Below are 21,072 nucleotides of genomic sequence, written 5' to 3'. Positions count from 1 at the left end.
GTGTTAAAGGTTAAAAATTGATTATGCTGCTTACTTAGAGTAAAGCTCGACGATTAGCTGCTCCTGAATTTTCTCAGGGATTTGGTCACGCTGAGGTGCAGACACAAACTGGCCAACCATTTCAGAAGCATTCCACTCTAACCATCCGAACTGACGTGCATTACGTACAGAAAGGCTAGTAGTGATAGCCTCAAGCGACTTTGATTTCTCTCTAACAGCTATAGCATCACCAACTTTCAAGCTGTATGAAGGGATGTTAACGATATCACCATTAACAGTGATATGCTTATGAAGTACTAGCTGACGAGCAGCTCTTCTTGTTGGAGCAATACCTAATCTGTAAACAGTGTTATCTAATCTTGATTCAAGAAGGATCAAAAGGTTTTCACCTGTGATACCACCTTTTCTATGAGCTTTGTCGAACAGGTTTGCAAACTGCTTCTCAAGCATACCATAGATATATTTTGCTTTTTGCTTTTCAGCTAACTGTATAGCATATTCAGATTGCTTCTTACGACGGCCACGGCCGTGCATCCCTGGAGGATAGCTCTTCTTCTTTAATGCTTTGCTTGGGCCGAAAATCTCTTCGTTAAATTTTCTAGAGATTTTACTTTTAGGACCAGTATATCTTGCCATAATTAATAAATCGAATTAGATAGATTAAACTCTTCTGCGTTTTGGAGGACGACATCCGTTGTGAGGTAGTGGAGTAACATCTTTGATAGTTGTTACCTCGATACCTGCATTTTGTACAGTACGGATGGCGGACTCTCTACCTGCACCAGGACCTTTAACAAAAACTTCAGCTTTACGCATACCCAGGTCATAAGCAACCTTAGCGCAATCTGAAGCTGCCATTTGTGCAGCGTAAGGAGTGTTCTTTTTAGAACCTTTGAAACCCATTTTACCAGCAGAAGCCCAAGAGATAACTTGTCCTGCGTTATTGGTTACTGAGATAATGATATTATTGAAAGAAGCTTTGATGTGTACTTGGCCAGTTGATTCAACAACCACAACACGCTTTTTTGCTTTATCTTTTCTTTTCTGAGCCATGATCAAATATTATTTAGAAGCTTTCTTCTTATTAGCAACTGTCTTACGCTTACCTTTTCTGGTACGAGTGTTGTTTTTAGTACGCTGACCACGAACTGGCAAACCTTTACGGTGTCTCAATCCACGATAGCTACCGATATCCATAAGACGCTTAATGTGCAACTGCACTTCTGACTTAAGAACACCTTCAACTTTATGATCAGCTGCTATAATATTTCTGATCTCACTGGCTTCGTCTTCAGTCCAGTCTTTTACTTTCTTGTCAAGATCCACCCCGGCTTTAGTAAGAATTGTCTGAGACAATCTACGACCAATACCAAAGATGTAGGTCAAAGAAATCTCACCTCTTTTGTTATCCGGAATATCTACTCCTGCTATTCTTGCCATACTACTTTAAATTATCCTTGTCTTTGTTTGTATCTTGGATTTTTTTTGTTGATTACATAAAGTTTCCCCTTACGGCGGATAACTTTACATTCAGCACTTCTCTTTTTTACTGATGCTTTGACTTTCATTGTATTTATTTATATCGATAAACAATTCTGCCTTTGGTAAGATCATAAGGAGACATTTCCAGTTTAACTCTATCTCCGGGTAAAATCTTAATGTAATTCATTCTCATTTTACCAGAAATATGAGCAACTACCTGATGACCATTTTCTAACTCTACCCGGAACATAGCATTCGATAATGCTTCTATGATGGTACCGTCTTGTTCGATAGAGGACTGCTTCGCCATTTATTATTGTTTAGCTTGTTCTATATATTCAAAAGTTGTTAAAATCTCGGCTTTATCCTTTCTTACTACAACAGTATGCTCAAAATGAGCTGAAGGTTTATGATCCCTTGTCCGGATAGTCCATCCGTCATCTTCCTGTACTATATGACGAACACCTAAATTTATCATTGGTTCAATTGCAAGCACAAGGCCATTCAATAATTTCATGCCTTGGCCGCGCTTGCCGTAATTTGGTACTTCTGGCGCTTCATGTAAGCTTTTACCAATTCCATGGCCGACAAGCTCCCTTACTACAGAATAGCCATGAGACTCAGCATGCTTTTGTATAGCATAACCTAAGTCCCCCATTCTTGAACCAACAATTGCTTGCTCTATTCCTTTGTATAATGACTCTTTAGTAACAGATAAAAGGTTAGAAACTTCTTCTGAAACATTACCTACAGCATGTGTGTAAGCAGAATCACTATGATAACCATTAAAAAGAACTCCACCATCTACTGAAATAACATCACCATCTTTTAGTTCATAAGAACCTGGCATGCCATGAACTACAGTAGAGTTTACTGAAATACATAAACTATAAGGAAACCCATTATAGTTCTTAAAAGAAGGCTGCGCTTTATGATCTTTAATAAATTCTTCAGCCCTTTTATCCAATTTTATAGTTGGAACACCTTCTTTTATATGAAGAGCAATTTCGCCATGTGCTTTGCTTAATATCAAAGCACTCTGGCGAATTAACTCAATTTCTTCTTCTGTTTTGTAATATATCATGCTAAGAAACCATGGCGATATTCTCTGTTCTACCACGTAGTTTCCCAGATTTCATCATACCATCATAGTGGCGCATTAATAAGTAGCTTTCAACTTGTTGTAATGTATCTAACACTACACCAACCATAATAATTAAAGAAGTACCGCCAAAGAATTGAGAAAATTCTCTTGTTACTCCTAAAAGCATAGCAATTGATGGAGCAATAGCTACCAATGCTAAATAAATAGCGCCAGGAAGGGTAATTTTAGTTAGAATATTATCAATATATTCCGAAGTTGCTTTACCAGGCTTAACTCCAGGCACAAAGCCTCCACTTCTTTTTAAATCATCAGCAATCTGATTCGGGTTAACGCTTATCGCAGTATAAAAATACGTGAAGATTAGAATCATTAGACCGAACACCAGATTATATTGCCATGAAGTATAATCAGAGAAAGTAGATCCTATATAGTTAGCAGTTTCATTTGTGTTAGCCCAAATTGAAGCAATCATCGATGGTAAAAACATTAATGATTGAGCAAAGATTATAGGCATTACACCAGCAGCATTTACTTTCAAAGGAATAAACTGTCTTTGACCACTATATAAAGAACTTCCTCCAACTTGCTTAGCATATTGTACAGGTATTCTGCGAATAGCCTGAGTAAGCATTACAACAGACATAACCACAAAGAACAAAACAACAATCTCTACTAAGAAAACTAGTGCTCCATTTAATTGCTTTGAAAGTGCCTCCTGTACTAAGGCGCCAGGTAATCTGGAAACTATACCTATCATAATAAGCATAGAGATACCATTACCAATTCCTTTATCTGTTATCTTTTCACCTAGCCACATACAAAATATGGTACCGGATGTAAGCACTATCATTGATGTGATAGTGAATAAAGTATGGTTTATAGCTATAGCTTCATTATTAATAGTTGCAACAAACCCAACAGCCTGTGCAAGTGTTATAATGATAGTAAGAACTCGGGTGATTTGGTTGATTTTTTTTCTACCAGACTCACCCTCCTTCTGCATCTTTTGAAAATAAGGAACGGCAATAGTCAATAATTGTAAAACGATAGAAGCCGAAATATAAGGCATTATACCTAAAGCAAAGATGGATGCATTACTAAATGCACCACCTAAGAAAGTATCTAACAATCCAAACAATCCAGCGGTATTAGCTTGAAGTTGAGTTGGATCTATGCCTGGAAGAACAACATAAGAACCTAATCTGAATATTGCTATGAAGCCAAGGGTATTTAAAATCCTTACCCGAAGGTCATCAATAGCGAAAATGTTCTTAATAGTTGTTATAAACTTCTTCATACAATTAAAGAGCTACAGTTTTGCCGCCTGCGTTTTCGATAGAAGTAGTTGCTGTTTGAGAGAAAGCGTGAGCGTGAATCTCAATTGCCTTATTCAACTCGCCTCTACCTAATACTTTTATTTTATCATTTTTAGAAACTAATCCATGAGCTTTGAAGAAATCAAAGTTAAAGATAGTTTCAGTACTGTTGTCCGCAAGAGATTGTATAACATCTAAGTTAATAGCTTTATACTCTACTCTATTGATATTCTTAAAGCCGTATTTAGGAACACGTCTTTGAAGAGGCATCTGACCACCTTCAAAACCAGATTTTTGAGAATATCCAGAACGAGACTTAGCACCCTTATGTCCTCTTGTAGAAGTACCCCCTCTACCAGAACCAGTACCACGGCCTATTCTTTTACGAGACTTTATCGCTCCTTCTGCAGGTTGTAATGCGCTTAGATACATATTAAATCTCTTTTACTTCTACTAAATTATGAACTTTATTGATCATTCCAGCAATCTGTGGAGTATTTTCAACAGTTACTGACTTATTGATTTTGCCTAAGCCAAGTGCTTTAATTGTAAGCTTCTGATTCTTAGGTCTGTCAATTATGCTTTTAATCTGTCTTATCGTTACCTGAGCCATGACAATTAACCGTTAAAAACTTTCTGAAGATTTACACCACGTTGCTGAGCAACTGCAAGAGGATCACGCATTTTAGAAAGAGCATCAAAAGTAGCTTTAACCACGTTATGAGGGTTTGAAGAACCTTTTGATTTGCAAAGTACGTCTTTAATACCTGCACTTTCTAATACTGCACGCATAGCACCACCGGCAATAACACCTGTACCAGGTGCAGCTGGTTTAACTAAAACGAAACCACCTGAATATTTGCCCTCCATAGAATGAGGAACAGTATGGTGATAAAGTGGAACTTTAACTAAGTTCTTCTTTGCATCATCAATACCTTTAGCAATGGCATCAGTTACTTCATTAGCTTTACCTAAACCATAACCAACAACACCATTACCATCACCTACTACTACAATGGCAGCAAAACTAAATCTTCTACCACCTTTAACAACTTTGGCAACACGATTGATAGCAACAACTTTCTCTTTGAGCTCAATCTCGCTAGCCTTTACGCTTCTTATATTATTCTTCAACATAATTATTAGAATTTAAGGCCAGCTTCGCGTGCGCCTTCTGCCAATGATTTAACTTTACCATGGTAGAGGTAACCAGAACGATCAAAAACTACTTGATTGATTCCTTTTTCCAGAGCTTTAGCAGCAATTTCCTTACCTACACGATTAGATACTTCAATATTAGCTGTAGCAGCAGCATCATCAAGTTTAGCTGAAGAAGCAGCTACCAGCGTTTTGCCGGTAGTGTCATCGATGATCTGTGCATAGATAGCTTTATTGCTTCTGAATACAGATAATCTTGGTCTTTCAGGAGTACCAGAAATCTTGTTTCTGATGCTTCTCTTAATTCTAAGTCTTCTTTGTACTTTATTAGCAGACATGATGATGATTATTTAGATGCTGTTTTACCAGCTTTTCTTCTTACTACTTCACCAACAAAACGGATACCTTTACCTTTGTAAGGTTCTACTTTGCGTAGTGATCTGATTTTAGCTGCAACCTGACCTAAAAGTTGCTTATCGTTGCTCTCTAAAGTTATAACTGGAGCTTTACCTTTTTCAGTTACAGCAGAAGCAGTAACCTCAGTTGGCATAGTCATGAAAATGTTGTGAGAGTAACCAAGTGCAAGCTCAAGAACACTACCTTGAACTGTTGCTTTATAACCAACACCTACAAGTTCTAACTGCTCTTTATAACCTTCACTCACACCAATAACCATGTTATTGATCAATGATCTGTAAAGGCCATGCATAGCTTTATGACGTTTTTGCTCAGTAGGGCGCTCAACCACAATTTGGTTATCTTCCTGCTTAACAATAATATCCTTGTTAACAGGAGTACTAAGAGTACCTTTTGGTCCGGCAACCGTTACCAGGTTATCTTCACCTACTGTTAAAGTGATGTTGCTTGGAAGGTTGATTGGCAATTTTCCTATACGTGACATTGTCTATCCTCCTATTAGTAAACGTAACACAACACTTCACCACCGATATTCAGTGATTTAGCTTCTTTTTCTGTCATTACACCTTTTGAAGTAGACAAGATCGCAATTCCTAAACCGTTAAGAACGCGAGGCAAGTTATCTCCACCAGTGTATTTACGTAACCCAGGCTTACTAATACGCTCAAGTTTCACAATAGCAGACTGCTTAGTGCTTGGGTTATACTTTAGAGCAATTTTAATAGTACCTTGTACAGAAGAGTCATCAAACTTGTAACTCTGGATGTACCCTTTATCGTAAAGTACTTTAGTTATTTCTTTCTTAATGTTGCTAGATGGTACTTCAACTATCCTGTGGTTAGCTTTGATAGCGTTACGCACTCTAGTTAAATAATCTGCTATTGGATCTGAGTTCATTATGAATTCACTTAAATAATGAATGCTTTTTAATAAGCGAGCCGCAAAGATACAAATATCTTGCTTATTTTCTTTATGTATTAAGAAAAAATTACCAGCTTGACTTAGTTACACCAGGAATCTTACCCATAACGGCTAATTCTCTGAACACAACACGAGAAATTCCGAATTTTCTCATGTAACCACGTGGTCTTCCTGAAAGCTTGCAACGATTATGTAATCTTACAGGAGAAGCGTTTTTAGGAAGTTTATCTAATCCTTCGTAATCTCCTTTTGCTTTCAGTTCAGCTCTTTTGGCAGCATATTTAGCTACCATCTTTTGTCTTTTAAGCTCTCTAGCTTTGATTGCTTCTTTCGCCATTTTATTATTTCTTTATATTAGTGAAAGGCATACCAAATGCTTTAAGTAACTCATAGCTTTCTTCGTCAGTTTTAGCTGTAGTTACAAAAGTGATATCCATACCACTAATGGCTTTGATTTTATCAATACTGATTTCTGGGAAAATGATCTGCTCTTTTACACCAAGAGTATAATTACCTCGGCCATCAAAACCTTTTTCATTTACACCTCTGAAGTCACGTACACGTGGAAGAGCAACAGTCAAAAGACGGTCAAGGAATTCATACATTTTCTCACCTCTAAGCGTTACGCGAGCACCAATCGGCATACCTTCGCGAAGCTTAAAGTTGGAAACTGATTTCTTTGCTATAGTTGCAACTGCACGCTGACCAGTTATAGTAGATAATTCTTCTACACCAATATCAACTAATTTCTTATCAGCAACTGCAGCACCAATTCCTTTATTGATAGAGATCTTAGTGATCTTAGGCACCTGCATGATGTTCTTATACTGGAACTTCTCTTGTAATGCAGGAACTACCTCTTTCTGATATTTATCTTTTAATCTTGTAGTAGCCATCTTAGATTACTTCTCCTGTCTTTTTAGAATAACGCTCTGATTTACCTTCGCTGTTTTTTCTAGTACCACTTTTAGTAGTAGCGCCTGTTTTTGGATCTACTAACATAACGTTACTTGCATGTACAGGGGCTTCAATCTTGCTAATACCTCCTTGCGGATTTTTAGCACTTGGCTTAGAATGTTTAGTTACCAGGTTTAATCCTTCGATAACTACTTTTCCTGTATCAGTTTTAACAGCTATTACTTTTCCTGTTTTACCACGTTCATCACCAGCAATTACTTTTACTGTATCGCCAGTTTTAACATGAAGTTTTTTCTTATTCATTTCGATTCTAATTAATGATTAAAGAACTTCAGGTGCTAACGAAACAATTTTCATGAATTGCTTTTCACGAAGTTCACGTGCAACCGGTCCAAAGATACGCGTACCACGTGGTTCATTGTTAGCATTCAATAGAACAGCGGCATTGTCGTCAAAACGAATGTAAGATCCATCTTTTCTTCTAATCTCTTTTTTCGTTCTAACAATCACTGCTTTAGAAACAGTACCTTTTTTAACGTTACCTGAAGAAAGCGCAGACTTTACAGTTACTACAATTCTATCACCGATAGAGGCATACTTTTTACCAGTACCACCCAGTACACGGATGCAAAGAACTTCCTTTGCACCACTATTATCAGCTACAGTTAATCTTGATTCTTGCTGTATCATCTTACTTAGCCCTTTCTACAATTTCAATTAAACGCCAATTTTTATTCTTGCTTAGCGGACGTGTCTCCTGGATGCGAACAATGTCACCAATGTTGCATTCATTCTTTTCGTCGTGAGCCATAAATTTAGTAGACTTGCTAACAAATTTCCCATACATTGGGTGCTTCATTTTGCTTTCTACTAGTACAGTGATAGACTTGTCCATCTTGTTGCTAACAACCTTACCACTTCTTTCTTTTCTAAGATTTCTCTCTTCCATGATTTTTACTTAGTATTAAGAGTTAGCTTCAATTTCACGACGACGAATCTCTGTGTTTAGGCGAGCTATAGCCTTCTTGGTCTCACGGATTTTCATTGGGTTCTCCAACGGAGATATTGCATGTGCAAAACGAAGGTTTTGCATGTTGGAGTTCTCAGTGTTTAGCTTCTCTTTCAATTCTTCTAAAGACAAAGCTTTGATCTCTGAATTTTTCATTTTTAATTCTCAACGTAATCCCTACGTACAACAAATTTTGTTTTTACAGGTAGTTTCTGAGCAGCTAAGCGCAGAGACTCTTTGGCTACCTCTAAAGTAACACCATCAGATTCAAACATGATAGTACCAGGCTTAACAACGGCTACCCAATACTCTGGAGAACCTTTACCCTTACCCATACGAACCTCTGCAGGCTTTTTGGTAATAGGCTTGTCAGGGAAAATACGAATCCAAACCTGACCTTCACGTTTCATTGCTCTTGTCATGGCAATACGAGCCGATTCAATCTGACGGCTTGTAATCCAAGAAGCTTCTAGAGATTTTATTGCAAATGAACCAAATGAAATAGTACTGCCTCTATGAGCCAGACCTTTCACGCGGCCTTTTTGCATTTTTCTATATTTAGTCCTTTTAGGCTGTAACATTTTCTAAATTATAATAATGTTTACAATCAATTATTGACGACGCTTGTTATTGCGCTTTGGTGCAGCACCATCCGTTTTTTTACGGCTGTTACCACCACGTCTATCACCACTTGGTGCGCCACCAGGGCCACCTTTAGCTTCCATACCTGCATTAGGTGAAAGATCTTTTTTGCCGTAAACTTCGCCTTTAAAGATCCATACCTTAATACCAAGCTTGCCATATACAGTCTGTGCTTCAGACAGTGCATAGTCAATATCAGCACGCAGTGTATGAAGAGGAGTTCTACCTTCTTTGTAGTGCTCAGTTCTTGCCATTTCAGCACCGCCTAAACGACCTGAAACCTGAACTTTGATGCCTTCAGCACCAACACGTAAAGCAGAAGCTATAGCTTGCTTCATGGCACGACGGAAAGAGATACGAGCTTGTAACTGCTGAGCAATAGACTCACCTACAAGTTTAGCATCAAGTTCTGGACGCTTAATTTCAAAAATGTTAATTTGAACATCTTTGCTAGTAAGCTTCTTTAGTTCTTCCTTGATCTTATCTACCTCTTGTCCACCTTTACCAATAACAACACCTGGTCTAGCTGTATTTATTGTGATAGTGATGCGCTTAAGCGTTCTTTCAATAATGATTTTAGAAATACCGCCTTTAGGGATACGAGCTAAAATATATTTTCTGATTTTCTCGTCTTCTACCAGTTTTTCAGCGAAATCTTTTCCACCATACCAGTTAGAATCCCAGCCTTTGATAACTCCTAGTCGAAAACCGATTGGATTTACTTTCTGTCCCATTTTCTTACTTGTTGGCTTTTTTAGATTTCTTTGATTGCTGCTCTATTTGTTCATCCGTCATGCTATCAACGATAACAGTAACATGATTTGAACGCTTTCTGATTCTATGACCACGTCCTTGTGGAGCTGGACGAAGACGCTTTAACATTTTACCTTCATCAACAAATATTTCTTTGATGTAAAGGTTTGCATCTTCGATGCGAGCATCTTCATTTTTTTGTTGCCAGTTTGCTAAAGCAGATAATAAAAGCTTTTCAATTTTGGCAGCACCAGAATTAGCTTCGAACTTCAACAATCCTAGCGCTTTAGTTACGCTCTTACCGCGTACTAAGCCTGCTACTAATCTCATTTTACGAGGAGAAGTAGGCACATTATTTAGTTTTGCTACTGCTTCCATCTTAACGCTTGCCTTTATCTTTTTTAGCAATGTGACCTCTAAAGTTTCTGGTAGGTGCAAATTCACCTAATTTATGGCCTACCATGTTTTCAGTAACATAAACAGGAATAAACTTATTACCATTATGTACTGCAAATGTGTGACCTACGAATTCAGGAGAAATCATCGATCTGCGTGACCATGTTTTGATAACTGTTTTCTTACCAGCCTCATTCATCACGTCAACTTTCTTTTCAAGCCTATAGTCAATATAAGGCCCTTTTTTTAATGATCTAGCCATTTATTTTTTCTTTCCTCTATTTACTATAAGCTTTTCAGAATATTTATTCTTGTTTCTAGTCTTAAGACCTTTTGAGTATAAACCTTTGCGTGAACGAGGCTGACCTCCTGAAGATTTACCTTCACCACCACCCATAGGGTGATCAACCGGGTTCATTGCAACACCTCTTACACGAGGACGTTTACCTAACCATCTGTTACGACCAGCTTTACCGATCTTAACATTCATATGATCAGAGTTAGAAACAGTACCTATAGTAGCATAACATGTTACTAATACCATTCTTAATTCACCTGAAGGAAGCTTAATTGTTGCATAACGACCTTCTCTTGCTACAAGCTGTGCATAAGAACCTGCACTTCTTGCTAATGTAGCGCCATTACCTGGCTGCAACTCAATGTTGTGAATTATTGTACCAAGAGGAATATCAGATAAAGGAAGGCAGTTTCCAACTTCTGGTGCGATACCAGGACCTGAAACGATTTCTGTACCAACCTGAAGCCCAGAAGGAGCAATTATATAGCTTTTTTCACCATCTGCATAGTAAACCAAAGCAATACGAGCTGTTCTGTTTGGATCGTATTCTATCGTCTTCACCGTGGCAGGAATGCCATGCTTTGTACGCTTGAAATCGATCATTCTGTACTTCTTCTTATGACCACCGCCAATATAGCGCATAGTCATTTTACCTGTGTTATTGCGTCCACCAGATTTTTTAATCGGCGCCAACAAAGATTTCTCAGGAGTAGTAGCTGTAATCTCATCGAATGCAGGCGCTACTCTAAATCTTTGACCTGGTGTTATTGGTCTTAACTTTTTTAAAGCCATTTTTATTTAATTATATGCCGCTGTAAAAGTCTATTACTTCACCCTCTTTAAGGGTTACAATTGCTTTCTTGATAGCTGAAGTACGGCCAGAAACAGTACCTGATTTAGTGTACTTGCTCTTTACTTTACCGATAGTCTTCATAGTAGCTACTTTATTAACTGTAACACCATAAAGTTTCTCAACTGCTTTTTTGATCTCTACTTTATTAGCTTTGATTTCAACCTCAAAAGCATATTTACCAACCTCATTCATGGCAGTAAATTTTTCCGTCACAAGCGGTCTTTTCAGTACGTTCATCATTATGCGCTTAAGAGGTTTTCAATAATTGAAATTGAATCTTCAACCAGATAAACTTTATCTGTGTTTAAAAGATCATAAGTATTGATATCATTAGCTGTAGCAATCTTCACTTTAGGCAAATTGCGACCAGACAATACAACATTCTGATTAACATCTGACAGAATGAACATTGACTTGCCTTCAACTTTTAGATTACTCAGAATTGATTTGAATTCTTTAGTCTTTGGAGCATCAAAATTGAAAGACTCTATCAAAGACAGTTTGCTATCACGAGCAAGAAGAGAAAGTGCAGAGATACGAGCAGCAGCCTTAGACTTTTTGTTAAGTTTAAAGCTGTAGTTTCTTGGTTTTGGACCAAATACTCTACCACCACCAACAAACACAGGAGATTTCAAGCTACCTGCACGAGCACCACCTGTACCCTTTTGTTTTTTAATCTTCTTAGTTGAACCAGCTACTTCGTTTCGCTCTTTCGACTTATGTGTACCTTGTCTCTGATTCGCCAGGTACTGCTTCACGTCAAGATACATTGCATGCTGGTTTGGCTCAACACCAAAAACAGCATCAGAAAGTGTTACCTTTCTACCTGTATCTTCACCTTTAATATTGAATACAGAAAGCTCCATTTTATTTCTCAATTAACACGTAAGAATTTTTGGCACCTGGTACAGAGCCACTAACTACTAAAAGGTTTTTATCTGCAATAACTCGTACTACAGTTAAGTTCTGAACCTTCACTCTATTACCACCCATTCTGCCTGCCATGCGCATTCCTTTGAACACTCTTGAAGGCCAAGAACAAGCACCAATAGAACCAGGGTGTCTAGCTCTGTTGTGCTGACCGTGAGTCTGACCACCCACACCGGCAAAGTTATGACGCTTAACTACGCCTTGAAAACCTTTACCTTTTGATGTACCAACAACATCAACAAATTCACCTTCTTCGAACAGGCTAGCGTCTACTAAATCACCAAGATTCAGTGTAGTGCCTTCAGCATCAAATTCTGCTACTTTTTTCTTAGCAGCAGTATTTGCTTTCTTGTAATGTCCAGCTTCCGCTTTAGTTACTCTTTTTAACTTCTTGTCGCCGTAGCCAAGCTGTACAGCTTCATAGCCGTCAGTCTCTACTGTCTTCACCTGAGTAACTACACACGGGCCTGCTTGAATAAGCGTAACTGGTGTGTATTTACCATCTGCTGTGAAGAGGCTTGTCATTCCGATTTTTTTACCGATAATTCCAGGCATTCAACTTTTTTTTAAGATGGATATAACAATTTCTTCCCTATAGTTTTCGCTAAGGGAGTGCAAAGTTAATAAAATTTAAACTCTCGTAACAAGTTTTGTCAAAAATATTTATTAATCATGTAGTTATAAAAAAAGGAGAGCTAATTTCTTAGCTCTCCTTTTTTTATAACTGTTGTATTATCAAACTTTGATCTCAACATCAACTCCGCTTGGAAGTTCTAATTTCATTAAAGCATCTACTGTTTTAGAGCTTGTTGAATAGATATCTACCAAGCGCTTGTAAGTGCAAAGCTGAAACTGCTCACGTGACTTTTTGTTAACGTGTGGTGAACGTAGTACTGTGAATTTATCCTTTTCTGTTGGAAGAGGAATTGGTCCGCTTACGATGGCACCTGTAGCTTTTACTGCTTTTACAATCTTCTCAGAAGATTTGTCTACCAGGTTATGGTCGTAAGACTTTAGCTTAATTCTGATTTTCTGATTCATTATTTTTACTACTATTTAGCTGCAGTTCCTTTCAATTTTGCAATAATGCCATCTGCTAAGTTCTGTGGTACTTGCTCATAGTGTGAGAAAGTAAGTGAAGCAGTGGCTCTTCCTGAAGTGATTGTACGAAGATCAGTCACGTATCCGAAAAGTTCTGAAAGTGGAACATCAGCTTTTACTACTGTTGATGTACCTTTAGTATCCATACCTTTCATGATACCTCTTCTTCTGTTCAAGTCACCTGTTACCGGACCAGTATACTCATCTGGAGTAACTACGTCCACTGCCATAATTGGCTCAAGAAGTTTTGGCGCACATTGCTTTCCAGCTTCTTTGAACCCCTGACGTGCAGCTAATTCGAATGACAGCGAATCAGAGTCAACATCGTGGAAAGAACCGTGGAATAAACGTACTTTCATTGAATCAACAGGGAAGCCAGCAAGAATACCGTTCTTCATTGAATCTTCAAAACCTTTCTGAACTGCAGGAATAAATTCTCTTGGAATTACACCCCCTACGATAGCATTTTCAAATTCAAGTCCTGGCTTGCCATCTTCACGTGGTCCCATTGTGAACACGATATCCGCAAATTTACCACGACCACCTGACTGCTTTTTAAATACCTCTCTGTGTTCTACAGATTTAGTGATAGTCTCTTTATAAGCAACCTGAGGCGCACCCTGGTTAAGTTCAACCTTGAACTCACGCTTCATACGGTCGATGATGATCTCCAAGTGAAGCTCTCCCATACCACGCAGAATTGTCTGACCAGTTTCCTCGTCTGTATTCACCTGAAGTGTTGGATCTTCTTCAACAAGTTTGGCAATAGCCATACCCATTTTATCAGAGTCAGCCTGAGTTTTCGGCTCAATTGCATATCCAATTACTGGCTCAGGGAATTCCATTGACTCAAGAACGATCTTTGCATTCTGATCGCAAAGTGTATCTCCTGTTTTGATGTCTTTGAAACCTACTACTGCACCGATATCACCAGCACCAAGTTTATCAATTTGGTTTTGCTTGTTAGCGTGCATCTGGAAAATACGTGATATACGCTCTTTGTTATTCGAACGTGTATTGAATACGTATGAACCTGAATCTAATACACCTGAATAAGCACGAACAAAGCATAGGCGACCTACATAAGGGTCAGTTGCAATTTTAAATGCTAATCCGGCAAATGGCTCGCTTTCGCTTGGTTTTCTTGATACTTCTTCGCCTGTATCAGGGTTTGTACCAATGATGCTTTCCTTGTCCATAGGAGAAGGGCAAAGCGCCATTACGTAGTCAAGCATTGTTTGAACGCCTTTGTTCTTGAAAGAAGAACCACAAAGCATTGGTACAATTGCCATATCTATAGTTGCGGCACGAAGAGCTGCGATAATCTCATCTTCAGTAATCGAAGCCGGATCATCGAAGTATTTCTCCATTAACCTCTCATCGTAATCAGCTACTGCTTCCAGTAACTTCTCTCTGTACTCTTCAGCTTCTTCCAGCATATCATCCGGAATAGGAACCTCTGTGAAGGTCATACCTTTATCATGCTCGTTCCACTGAATACCTCTAAAGTTTACCAGGTCAACTACCCCTTTAAAGTTATCTTCTGCACCAATTGGAAGCTGAAGTGCTACGGCATTACTGCCAAGCATTTCTTTTACCTGCTTACAAACTGCAAGGAAATCAGCACCAGAACGGTCCATTTTATTAACGAAACCGATACGAGCTACTTTATAGTTATCGGCAAGGCGCCAGTTAGTTTCTGACTGTGGCTCAACGCCATCAACAGCACTGAATAGGAATACTAGACCATCAAGTACACGTAGTGAGCGGTTTACTTCTACCGTAAAGTCCACGTGGCCCGGAGTATCAATAATGTTTATATGATAATCATTATTTCTATAGTTCCAGTTAACTGTTGTTGCAGCTGAAGTGATCGTGATACCACGCTCCTGCTCCTGCTCCATCCAGTCCATGGTGGCTGCACCTTCGTGCACTTCACCAATCTTGTGCGATTTACCTGCATAATACAGGATACGCTCTGTTGTTGTAGTCTTACCGGCATCAATGTGCGCAGCAATACCTATGTTTCTTGTGTATCTTAAATCGCGTGCCATTATTAGAATCTAAAGTGTGAGAATGCTTTATTTGCCTCTGCCATTCTGTGTGTATCGTCTTTCTTCTTCACGGCAGCACCTTCACCTTTAGCAGCTGCAATAATCTCACCTGCTAATTTGTCTTTCATTGTTTTCTCGCCTCTTTTGCGCGAGTAGGAAATCATCCATTTGATTCCTAGAGATACTCTGCGGTCAGGTCTAACCTCAGTCGGCACTTGGAAAGTAGCTCCTCCAACTCTACGGCTCTTAACTTCCACACTTGGCATGATGTTATTCAATGCCTTTTTGAAAGTTTCAAGACCGTTTTCTTTTGTTCTTTGCTCTACTAGATCTACAGCGTCATAGAAGATACCATAAGCAACACTCTTTTTGCCATCTACCATCAGGTAATTAACAAAACGTGTTACCAATGTCTCTTTATATTTTGGATCTGGAAGGAGAATTCTACTCTTCGGCTTTGCTTTTCTCATTGTATTATACTATATAAATTATTTCTTTTTACCTTTTCCTGCAGCAGCTGGAGCCTGGCCTGGCTTTGGTCTCTTAGCACCATACTTAGAACGTGACTGAAGACGGCCATTAACACCGGCTGTATCCAGAGCACCACGTACTATGTGATAACGTACACCAGGAAGGTCTTTTACTCTACCACCTCTGATAAGCACAATTGAGTGCTCTTGCAAGTTGTGACCTTCACCTGGAATATAAGCGTTAACTTCTTTTCCATTTGTAAGTCTTACCCTTGCTACTTTACGCATAGCAGAGTTTGGCTTCTTAGGTGTAGTAGTATATACTCTTGTACATACTCCACGGCGCTGTGGGCATGAATCTAGGGCAGGAGATTTTGATTTTGACGTTAATTTCTCTCTTCCCTTTCTTACTAATTGCTGTATAGTAGGCATTTACAATCTGTTAATTATAGATTTTTCCACTCTAAATTTTGGTCTGCAAAGGTATAAAAATCACTTTGCAAATTCAAAATTTTAATTCATTAATTATTAGCACATTATGCTTCGCCCATTGTACCTCCGAAGTTCATCGGAAATGAAGGGGCTTCTTGTGCCTGTTTGATGTCTCCAAAGCTTTCTTCGTATTTCTTGATGTTATCTGCCAGAGCAGCCAATAAACGTTTGGCATGCTCTGGTGTGATAACTACTCTAGATTTTACTTTCGCTTTAGGAACTCCCGGCATCAATCTTATGAAATCTATCACAAATTCACTGCTTGAATGTGCTATCATAGCCAGATTTGCATATTGCCCTTCTGCTATTTCTTCAGACAGTTCTATTTGAATCTGATTTTGCTGATCTTCTGCCATTTTTATTATTTATTCTGCAGCTCCTGCTGTTTTGATCTTGTTGAAGTCTTTTTAGACTCTACAAGTGAATCGTATTCTTCCTGGTTACCAACGATCAGTTTCTGATATTCTCTCAGACCTGTACCCGCTGGTATCAAGTGACCTACAATTACGTTTTCTTTCAAGCCCAGAAGTTCATCTGCCTTACCTTTGATTGCTGCTTCGCTCAGTACTTTAGTAGTTTCCTGGAACGATGCTGCAGAGATAAAGCTTTGTGTACCCAATGATGCTTGAGTAATACCCTGCAGAGTTGGTCTTGATACAGATGGTTGAGCATCACGTACTGTTACCAGTTTAAGATCACGACGCTTCAAGCTAGAATTCTCGTCACGCAATCTTCTTGCTGTAACAATCTGGCCTGGCTTCATGTTAGCTGAGTCTCCTGCATCTTCCACTACTTTCATGTCAATGATTCTATCATTCTCTTCCATGAATGTAATTTTATCAACAACCTGGTGCTCTAAGAAACTAGTATCACCTGGATCGATCACAACTACTTTCTGCATCATCTGGCGTACTACAACTTCAATGTGCTTATCATTGATTTTCACACCTTGCAAGCGGTATACTTCCTGTATCTCATTTACCAGATATTCCTGCACAGCACCTGGGCCCTGAATATTAAGTATATCTGTAGGAGTGATTGCACCATCTGAAAGCGGCATACCTGCTCGGATAAAGTCATTATCCTGAACCAGAATGTGCTTAGAAAGCGGAACCATGTATTTCTTCTTCACACCGTCTTTTGACTCGATGAAGATTTCACGGTTACCACGTTTCACGCTACCATAAGTCACTACACCATCAATCTCAGACACAACTGCTGGGTTAGATGGGTTACGAGCCTCGAATAATTCGGTAACTCGTGGCAGACCACCAGTAATATCGCGTGTCTTACCAATAGCACGAGGAATCTTAACAAGGATTTGACCTGCTTTAATTTTCTCGCCGTTTTCTACTGTCAAGTGTGCTCCTACTGGTATGTTATAACCTTTTGGTTCGCCGTTCTTAGGATTTACAAGTATAGCCGGGTTTTGTGTCTTATCTTTTGTATCGATAATTACTTTCTCGCGGTAACCTGTCTGCTCATCTGATTCTTCACGGTAAGTAATACCTTCAATGATCGATTCGTAAGCAATCTCACCATCAAATTCTGAAAGTATAACCGCGTTATATGGATCCCAGCTACAGATCTGATCACCTTTCTCTATAGCTTGGCCATCATTTACTGTCAGGAATGAACCATAAGGAACGTGATTACTGATGAGTAACTTGCCAGATGCAGGATCTACAACTTTCACCTCACCTGAACGACCCATCACTACTTTCACCGGTTCGCCTTCGTTATTGATCGTATCAATTGTACGAACATCCTCGAACTCAATTTTACCAGCAAATTTCGCTTTAATGGTTGCTTCTACCGCAATGTTAGATGCAGTACCACCCACGTGGAATGTACGTAGTGTCAGCTGTGTACCTGGCTCACCGATTGATTGTGCTGCAATTACACCTACTGCCTCGCCTTTCTGCACCATAAACCCTGTTGCCAGGTTACGGCCGTAGCACTTAGCACAGATACCACGCTTAGACTCACAAGTAAGTACTGAACGGATCTCTACTGTCTCAATAGCTGTATTTTCAATTGCACGAGCAACTTCTTCTGTAACCTCAGAACCAGATTCTACAATCAGTTCATTTGAGATTGGGTCGTATACATCATGTACTGTTACACGACCAAGTATACGTTCTGACAGAGACTCTACGATATCCTCATTGTCCTTCAGTGCACTTACTTCAAGACCACGCAATGTACCGCAATCTTCTTCATTCACGATCACATCTTGTGATACGTCAACTAGACGACGGGTCAGGTAACCAGCATCAGCAGTTTTAAGGGCTGTATCGGCAAGACCTTTACGAGCACCGTGTGTAGAGATGAAGTACTCGATTACATCCAGACCTTCCTTAAAGTTAGAAAGGATAGGGTTCTCGATAATTTCTCCAACTGAACCTTGCAATGATTTCTGAGGCTTAGCCATCAGACCTCTCATACCACCTAACTGACGAATCTGCTCTCTCGAACCACGTGCACCAGAGTGCATCATCATGAAGATCGAGTTAAAGCCCTGATCATCATTTTCCAGACGGCGCATCAACGTTTCAGTAATCTGGTTATTGATACGAGTCCAGATATCGATAACCTGGTTATAACGCTCGTTATCTGTGATCAGACCCATAGAGTAGTTCTGCCATACAGCATCTACATCCTTTTTAGCCTGCTCAACAAGTATATCTTTCTCTTTTGGTACAACAATATCACCAAGGCCCATTGACAGACCACCTTTGTAGGCTGACTGGAATCCTAATGTCTTGATATCATCCAGGAAGTGAGCGGTACGAGCCATACCTGTCTCTTTGAATACTCTTGAAATGATCTGCTGAAGTTTCTTCTTCGTTAACAGCTCATCAATGTATCCAACTTCTTCCGGAACAAACTGGTTAAATAGAACGCGGCCAGCTACTGTCTCAATGAGTTTTAGCTCCAGTTCGCCTTGCTCGTTTCTAATCGTTGTTCTTACTTTAATGTAAGCTTGTTTAGAAAGACGGCCTTCGTTAATAGCTATGATTACTTCTTCTGCAGAGTAGAAGCTCATGCCTTCACCAGCGATGGTCTCATTTTCTGTGCTACGCTTTCCTTTTGATACATAGTATAAACCAAGTACCATGTCCTGAGAAGGTACTGCAATTGGCGCACCGTTAGCAGGGTTCAGGATGTTGTGCGAAGCAAGCATCAGCATTGAGGCTTCCAGTACAGCTGCAGGTCCAAGTGGAACGTGCACCGCCATCTGGTCACCGTCAAAGTCGGCGTTGAATGCAGTACACACTAATGGGTGTAACTGGATTGCCTTTCCTTCGATTAGTTTTGGCTGGAATGCCTGAATACCTAATCTGTGTAGTGTAGGAGCACGGTTAAGGAGTACCGGATGGCCTTTCAGCACATTTTCCAGGATATCCCAAACTACAGGGTCTTTACGATCTACTATTTTCTTAGCAGACTTTACAGTCTTAACTATACCTCTTTCAATCAGTTTGCGGATGATGAATGGCTTGAAAAGCTCAGCTGCCATATTCTTTGGCAGACCGCACTCATGAAGCTTCAATTCAGGACCAACCACAATTACCGAACGGCCAGAATAGTCAACACGCTTACCAAGTAAGTTCTGACGGAAACGTCCCTGCTTACCTTTCAGCATATCAGAAAGCGACTTCAGCGCACGGTTACCTTCTGCACGAACAGCGTTCACTTTACGTGAGTTGTCGAACAGGGAGTCAACCGCTTCCTGTAACATACGCTTCTCATTACGAAGTATAACTTCAGGAGCTTTGATCTCGATCAGACGCTTCAGACGGTTGTTACGGATGATAACGCGTCTGTAAAGGTCGTTCAAGTCAGAAGTAGCAAAACGGCCACCATCCAACGGAACAAGCGGACGAAGCTCTGGCGGAATTACTGGAACCATGCGGATGATCATCCACTCTGGTCTGTTTTCAATACGAGTTGCAGCATCACGGAATGCTTCTACTACACGAAGACGTTTTAACGCTTCAGCCTTACGCTGCTGCGATGTCTCGTGAGCGGCAGCATGACGAAGCTCGTATGACAAGTCATCAAGGTTCGTACGCTCTAATAGCATTTGCAATGCTTCAGCACCCATTTTCGCGATAAACTTGTTTGGATCATTATTGTCCAACATCTGGTTCTCGCGTGGGAGCTTGTCAATCATATCCAGGTACTCATCTTCTGTCAGGAAGTCCAGCGTATTTACACTGTCTTCAGCCAGAATACCTGGTTGAATAACTACATATCTTTCGTAATAGATAATCTGGTCAAGCTTCTTTGTTGGTAAGCCTAACAGATAACCAATTTTGTTCGGAAGAGACTTGAAGTACCAGATATGCGCTACAGGAACTACCAGTTCGATGTGGCCCATGCGCTCGCGACGCACTTTTTTCTCAGTCACCTCTACACCGCAACGGTCGCAGATAATGCCTTTATATCTGATTCTCTTATACTTTCCGCAGTGGCATTCCCAGTCCTTAACAGGTCCGAATATTCTTTCGCAGAATAAACCACCCATTTCAGGCTTATAGGTTCTATAGTTAATTGTCTCAGGCTTTGTTACCTCCCCATTGGAACGTTCCAGAATCGACTCCGGAGAAGCTAAGCTTATCGTTACTTTTGAGAAGTCCTGAGTTAGCTTTTTATTTTTCGCAAATGCCATATTATTATAATAATGTCGATACAATGAATATGCTTTACAGCTACTCTCTATAAAGTGCGCTAAGCGCTTCGGACGTTGC

The 21,072-nt window shown here is 39.6% G+C and carries 33 protein-coding genes; all 33 read right to left on the bottom strand.

Features of this window, described 5'->3' with window-relative positions:
- Positions 1-30 precede the first annotated feature (30 nt).
- Positions 31-636 (bottom strand): 30S ribosomal protein S4, encoded by a 606-nt coding sequence (gene rpsD, locus LWP20_RS03435; protein WP_242926706.1) that lies wholly within the window; start codon positions 634-636, stop codon positions 31-33.
- A 24-nt stretch (positions 637-660) separates the two neighbouring features.
- Positions 661-1,053, bottom strand: a complete 393-nt coding sequence (rpsK, locus tag LWP20_RS03430; RefSeq protein WP_242926705.1) for a 30S ribosomal protein S11 — start codon at positions 1,051-1,053, stop codon at positions 661-663.
- 9 nt (positions 1,054-1,062) lie between these two features.
- On the bottom strand, positions 1,063-1,440 hold the full coding sequence (gene rpsM / locus LWP20_RS03425) for a 30S ribosomal protein S13 (protein ID WP_242926704.1): 378 nt from the start codon (positions 1,438-1,440) through the stop codon (positions 1,063-1,065).
- Between the two features lie 11 nt (positions 1,441-1,451).
- Entirely contained in the window at positions 1,452-1,568 is a 117-nt protein-coding gene (gene rpmJ, locus LWP20_RS03420; protein ID WP_007654264.1) for a 50S ribosomal protein L36, read from the bottom strand.
- 5 nt (positions 1,569-1,573) lie between these two features.
- The gene (gene infA, locus LWP20_RS03415) at positions 1,574-1,792 is read right to left on the bottom strand and encodes a translation initiation factor IF-1 (protein ID WP_018476861.1); all 219 of its coding nucleotides are present in this window, start codon (positions 1,790-1,792) and stop codon (positions 1,574-1,576) included.
- A 3-nt stretch (positions 1,793-1,795) separates the two neighbouring features.
- A complete protein-coding gene (gene map, locus LWP20_RS03410) occupies positions 1,796-2,566 on the bottom strand; it encodes a type I methionyl aminopeptidase (protein ID WP_242926703.1) in 771 nt (256 codons plus the stop codon).
- 1 nt (position 2,567) lies between these two features.
- Positions 2,568-3,884, bottom strand: coding sequence for a preprotein translocase subunit SecY (gene secY / locus LWP20_RS03405; protein WP_242926702.1), 1,317 nt, complete (start codon positions 3,882-3,884; stop codon positions 2,568-2,570).
- A gap of 4 nt (positions 3,885-3,888) precedes the next feature.
- Positions 3,889-4,335 (bottom strand): 50S ribosomal protein L15, encoded by a 447-nt coding sequence (rplO, locus tag LWP20_RS03400; RefSeq protein WP_242926701.1) that lies wholly within the window; start codon positions 4,333-4,335, stop codon positions 3,889-3,891.
- Between the two features lies 1 nt (position 4,336).
- Positions 4,337-4,516 carry a 50S ribosomal protein L30 gene (rpmD, locus tag LWP20_RS03395; protein ID WP_242926700.1) on the bottom strand — a complete coding sequence of 60 codons (180 nt, stop codon included), beginning with the start codon at positions 4,514-4,516 and terminating at the stop codon, positions 4,337-4,339.
- Between the two features lie 5 nt (positions 4,517-4,521).
- Complete coding sequence (gene rpsE / locus LWP20_RS03390) at positions 4,522-5,040, bottom strand: 30S ribosomal protein S5 (RefSeq protein WP_242926699.1); 519 nt, start codon at positions 5,038-5,040, stop codon at positions 4,522-4,524.
- A gap of 5 nt (positions 5,041-5,045) precedes the next feature.
- The gene (gene rplR / locus LWP20_RS03385; protein ID WP_242926698.1) at positions 5,046-5,399 is read right to left on the bottom strand and encodes a 50S ribosomal protein L18; all 354 of its coding nucleotides are present in this window, start codon (positions 5,397-5,399) and stop codon (positions 5,046-5,048) included.
- A gap of 8 nt (positions 5,400-5,407) precedes the next feature.
- Positions 5,408-5,962, bottom strand: a complete 555-nt coding sequence (rplF, locus tag LWP20_RS03380; protein WP_242926697.1) for a 50S ribosomal protein L6 — start codon at positions 5,960-5,962, stop codon at positions 5,408-5,410.
- A gap of 14 nt (positions 5,963-5,976) precedes the next feature.
- The gene (gene rpsH, locus LWP20_RS03375; protein ID WP_242926696.1) at positions 5,977-6,375 is read right to left on the bottom strand and encodes a 30S ribosomal protein S8; all 399 of its coding nucleotides are present in this window, start codon (positions 6,373-6,375) and stop codon (positions 5,977-5,979) included.
- A gap of 91 nt (positions 6,376-6,466) precedes the next feature.
- The gene (gene rpsN / locus LWP20_RS03370; protein ID WP_242926695.1) at positions 6,467-6,736 is read right to left on the bottom strand and encodes a 30S ribosomal protein S14; all 270 of its coding nucleotides are present in this window, start codon (positions 6,734-6,736) and stop codon (positions 6,467-6,469) included.
- A 4-nt stretch (positions 6,737-6,740) separates the two neighbouring features.
- Entirely contained in the window at positions 6,741-7,295 is a 555-nt protein-coding gene (rplE, locus tag LWP20_RS03365) for a 50S ribosomal protein L5 (RefSeq protein WP_242926694.1), read from the bottom strand.
- A gap of 1 nt (position 7,296) precedes the next feature.
- A complete protein-coding gene (gene rplX, locus LWP20_RS03360) occupies positions 7,297-7,620 on the bottom strand; it encodes a 50S ribosomal protein L24 (protein WP_242926693.1) in 324 nt (107 codons plus the stop codon).
- Positions 7,621-7,638: 18 nt separating this feature from the next.
- A complete protein-coding gene (rplN, locus tag LWP20_RS03355; RefSeq protein ID WP_018476849.1) occupies positions 7,639-8,007 on the bottom strand; it encodes a 50S ribosomal protein L14 in 369 nt (122 codons plus the stop codon).
- 1 nt (position 8,008) lies between these two features.
- Positions 8,009-8,266 carry a 30S ribosomal protein S17 gene (rpsQ, locus tag LWP20_RS03350; protein WP_242926692.1) on the bottom strand — a complete coding sequence of 86 codons (258 nt, stop codon included), beginning with the start codon at positions 8,264-8,266 and terminating at the stop codon, positions 8,009-8,011.
- Positions 8,267-8,281: 15 nt separating this feature from the next.
- Entirely contained in the window at positions 8,282-8,482 is a 201-nt protein-coding gene (gene rpmC, locus LWP20_RS03345; protein ID WP_242926691.1) for a 50S ribosomal protein L29, read from the bottom strand.
- 2 nt (positions 8,483-8,484) lie between these two features.
- Positions 8,485-8,907: a 50S ribosomal protein L16 gene (rplP, locus tag LWP20_RS03340; protein ID WP_242926690.1), complete on the bottom strand. Its 423-nt coding sequence runs from the start codon at positions 8,905-8,907 to the stop codon at positions 8,485-8,487.
- Between the two features lie 30 nt (positions 8,908-8,937).
- Positions 8,938-9,702: a 30S ribosomal protein S3 gene (rpsC, locus tag LWP20_RS03335; RefSeq protein ID WP_242926689.1), complete on the bottom strand. Its 765-nt coding sequence runs from the start codon at positions 9,700-9,702 to the stop codon at positions 8,938-8,940.
- Between the two features lie 4 nt (positions 9,703-9,706).
- Entirely contained in the window at positions 9,707-10,099 is a 393-nt protein-coding gene (rplV, locus tag LWP20_RS03330) for a 50S ribosomal protein L22 (RefSeq protein ID WP_242926688.1), read from the bottom strand.
- 1 nt (position 10,100) lies between these two features.
- Complete coding sequence (rpsS, locus tag LWP20_RS03325) at positions 10,101-10,379, bottom strand: 30S ribosomal protein S19 (protein ID WP_242926687.1); 279 nt, start codon at positions 10,377-10,379, stop codon at positions 10,101-10,103.
- Entirely contained in the window at positions 10,380-11,207 is an 828-nt protein-coding gene (rplB, locus tag LWP20_RS03320; RefSeq protein ID WP_242926686.1) for a 50S ribosomal protein L2, read from the bottom strand.
- 10 nt (positions 11,208-11,217) lie between these two features.
- Positions 11,218-11,505, bottom strand: coding sequence for a 50S ribosomal protein L23 (gene rplW, locus LWP20_RS03315; protein WP_242926685.1), 288 nt, complete (start codon positions 11,503-11,505; stop codon positions 11,218-11,220).
- 2 nt (positions 11,506-11,507) lie between these two features.
- Entirely contained in the window at positions 11,508-12,134 is a 627-nt protein-coding gene (gene rplD / locus LWP20_RS03310) for a 50S ribosomal protein L4 (protein ID WP_242926684.1), read from the bottom strand.
- 1 nt (position 12,135) lies between these two features.
- Complete coding sequence (rplC, locus tag LWP20_RS03305) at positions 12,136-12,753, bottom strand: 50S ribosomal protein L3 (RefSeq protein ID WP_242926683.1); 618 nt, start codon at positions 12,751-12,753, stop codon at positions 12,136-12,138.
- A 180-nt stretch (positions 12,754-12,933) separates the two neighbouring features.
- Positions 12,934-13,239, bottom strand: a complete 306-nt coding sequence (gene rpsJ, locus LWP20_RS03300; protein ID WP_007654312.1) for a 30S ribosomal protein S10 — start codon at positions 13,237-13,239, stop codon at positions 12,934-12,936.
- A gap of 11 nt (positions 13,240-13,250) precedes the next feature.
- Positions 13,251-15,353 (bottom strand): elongation factor G, encoded by a 2,103-nt coding sequence (gene fusA, locus LWP20_RS03295; protein WP_242926682.1) that lies wholly within the window; start codon positions 15,351-15,353, stop codon positions 13,251-13,253.
- 2 nt (positions 15,354-15,355) lie between these two features.
- On the bottom strand, positions 15,356-15,823 hold the full coding sequence (rpsG, locus tag LWP20_RS03290) for a 30S ribosomal protein S7 (protein WP_242926681.1): 468 nt from the start codon (positions 15,821-15,823) through the stop codon (positions 15,356-15,358).
- A gap of 18 nt (positions 15,824-15,841) precedes the next feature.
- A complete protein-coding gene (gene rpsL, locus LWP20_RS03285; RefSeq protein WP_162346205.1) occupies positions 15,842-16,255 on the bottom strand; it encodes a 30S ribosomal protein S12 in 414 nt (137 codons plus the stop codon).
- A 104-nt stretch (positions 16,256-16,359) separates the two neighbouring features.
- Entirely contained in the window at positions 16,360-16,671 is a 312-nt protein-coding gene (locus tag LWP20_RS03280) for a DUF3467 domain-containing protein (protein WP_242926680.1), read from the bottom strand.
- Between the two features lie 5 nt (positions 16,672-16,676).
- Positions 16,677-20,993, bottom strand: a complete 4,317-nt coding sequence (gene rpoC / locus LWP20_RS03275) for a DNA-directed RNA polymerase subunit beta' (protein WP_242926679.1) — start codon at positions 20,991-20,993, stop codon at positions 16,677-16,679.
- Between the last annotated feature and the right edge of the window lie 79 nt (positions 20,994-21,072).

Source organism: Pontibacter vulgaris (assembly GCF_022758145.1).
Lineage (GTDB): Bacteria > Bacteroidota > Bacteroidia > Cytophagales > Hymenobacteraceae > Pontibacter > Pontibacter vulgaris.
Note: the sequence above shows the minus strand (reverse complement) of the source record. Positions and strands in the feature narration are given on the sequence as shown.

Excerpts from the sequence above, each read along its gene's own strand:
- rplW (WP_242926685.1), bottom strand. The coding sequence starts at position 11,505 with ATGAACGTACTGAAAAGACCGCTTGTGACGGAAAAATTTACTGCCATG.
- rplR (WP_242926698.1), bottom strand. The coding sequence starts at position 5,399 with ATGTCTGCTAATAAAGTACAAAGAAGACTTAGAATTAAGAGAAGCATC.
- rpoC (WP_242926679.1), bottom strand. The coding sequence starts at position 20,993 with ATGGCATTTGCGAAAAATAAAAAGCTAACTCAGGACTTCTCAAAAGTA.
- fusA (WP_242926682.1), bottom strand. The coding sequence starts at position 15,353 with ATGGCACGCGATTTAAGATACACAAGAAACATAGGTATTGCTGCGCAC.
- rplN (WP_018476849.1), bottom strand. The coding sequence starts at position 8,007 with ATGATACAGCAAGAATCAAGATTAACTGTAGCTGATAATAGTGGTGCA.
- rplP (WP_242926690.1), bottom strand. The coding sequence starts at position 8,907 with ATGTTACAGCCTAAAAGGACTAAATATAGAAAAATGCAAAAAGGCCGC.
- map (WP_242926703.1), bottom strand. The coding sequence starts at position 2,566 with ATGATATATTACAAAACAGAAGAAGAAATTGAGTTAATTCGCCAGAGT.
- rpsJ (WP_007654312.1), bottom strand. The coding sequence starts at position 13,239 with ATGAATCAGAAAATCAGAATTAAGCTAAAGTCTTACGACCATAACCTG.
- rpsQ (WP_242926692.1), bottom strand. The coding sequence starts at position 8,266 with ATGGAAGAGAGAAATCTTAGAAAAGAAAGAAGTGGTAAGGTTGTTAGC.
- rpsH (WP_242926696.1), bottom strand. The coding sequence starts at position 6,375 with ATGAACTCAGATCCAATAGCAGATTATTTAACTAGAGTGCGTAACGCT.
- rplV (WP_242926688.1), bottom strand. The coding sequence starts at position 10,099 with ATGGAAGCAGTAGCAAAACTAAATAATGTGCCTACTTCTCCTCGTAAA.
- rpsC (WP_242926689.1), bottom strand. The coding sequence starts at position 9,702 with ATGGGACAGAAAGTAAATCCAATCGGTTTTCGACTAGGAGTTATCAAA.
- rpmJ (WP_007654264.1), bottom strand. The coding sequence starts at position 1,568 with ATGAAAGTCAAAGCATCAGTAAAAAAGAGAAGTGCTGAATGTAAAGTT.
- rpsM (WP_242926704.1), bottom strand. The coding sequence starts at position 1,440 with ATGGCAAGAATAGCAGGAGTAGATATTCCGGATAACAAAAGAGGTGAG.
- rplF (WP_242926697.1), bottom strand. The coding sequence starts at position 5,962 with ATGTCACGTATAGGAAAATTGCCAATCAACCTTCCAAGCAACATCACT.
- infA (WP_018476861.1), bottom strand. The coding sequence starts at position 1,792 with ATGGCGAAGCAGTCCTCTATCGAACAAGACGGTACCATCATAGAAGCA.
- LWP20_RS03280 (WP_242926680.1), bottom strand. The coding sequence starts at position 16,671 with ATGGCAGAAGATCAGCAAAATCAGATTCAAATAGAACTGTCTGAAGAA.
- rpsL (WP_162346205.1), bottom strand. The coding sequence starts at position 16,255 with ATGCCTACTATACAGCAATTAGTAAGAAAGGGAAGAGAGAAATTAACG.
- rpsN (WP_242926695.1), bottom strand. The coding sequence starts at position 6,736 with ATGGCGAAAGAAGCAATCAAAGCTAGAGAGCTTAAAAGACAAAAGATG.
- secY (WP_242926702.1), bottom strand. The coding sequence starts at position 3,884 with ATGAAGAAGTTTATAACAACTATTAAGAACATTTTCGCTATTGATGAC.
- rpsG (WP_242926681.1), bottom strand. The coding sequence starts at position 15,823 with ATGAGAAAAGCAAAGCCGAAGAGTAGAATTCTCCTTCCAGATCCAAAA.
- rpsK (WP_242926705.1), bottom strand. The coding sequence starts at position 1,053 with ATGGCTCAGAAAAGAAAAGATAAAGCAAAAAAGCGTGTTGTGGTTGTT.
- rplE (WP_242926694.1), bottom strand. The coding sequence starts at position 7,295 with ATGGCTACTACAAGATTAAAAGATAAATATCAGAAAGAGGTAGTTCCT.
- rpsS (WP_242926687.1), bottom strand. The coding sequence starts at position 10,379 with ATGGCTAGATCATTAAAAAAAGGGCCTTATATTGACTATAGGCTTGAA.
- rpmC (WP_242926691.1), bottom strand. The coding sequence starts at position 8,482 with ATGAAAAATTCAGAGATCAAAGCTTTGTCTTTAGAAGAATTGAAAGAG.
- rpmD (WP_242926700.1), bottom strand. The coding sequence starts at position 4,516 with ATGGCTCAGGTAACGATAAGACAGATTAAAAGCATAATTGACAGACCT.
- rpsE (WP_242926699.1), bottom strand. The coding sequence starts at position 5,040 with ATGTTGAAGAATAATATAAGAAGCGTAAAGGCTAGCGAGATTGAGCTC.
- rplX (WP_242926693.1), bottom strand. The coding sequence starts at position 7,620 with ATGAATAAGAAAAAACTTCATGTTAAAACTGGCGATACAGTAAAAGTA.
- rplO (WP_242926701.1), bottom strand. The coding sequence starts at position 4,335 with ATGTATCTAAGCGCATTACAACCTGCAGAAGGAGCGATAAAGTCTCGT.
- rplC (WP_242926683.1), bottom strand. The coding sequence starts at position 12,753 with ATGCCTGGAATTATCGGTAAAAAAATCGGAATGACAAGCCTCTTCACA.
- rplD (WP_242926684.1), bottom strand. The coding sequence starts at position 12,134 with ATGGAGCTTTCTGTATTCAATATTAAAGGTGAAGATACAGGTAGAAAG.
- rpsD (WP_242926706.1), bottom strand. The coding sequence starts at position 636 with ATGGCAAGATATACTGGTCCTAAAAGTAAAATCTCTAGAAAATTTAAC.
- rplB (WP_242926686.1), bottom strand. The coding sequence starts at position 11,207 with ATGGCTTTAAAAAAGTTAAGACCAATAACACCAGGTCAAAGATTTAGA.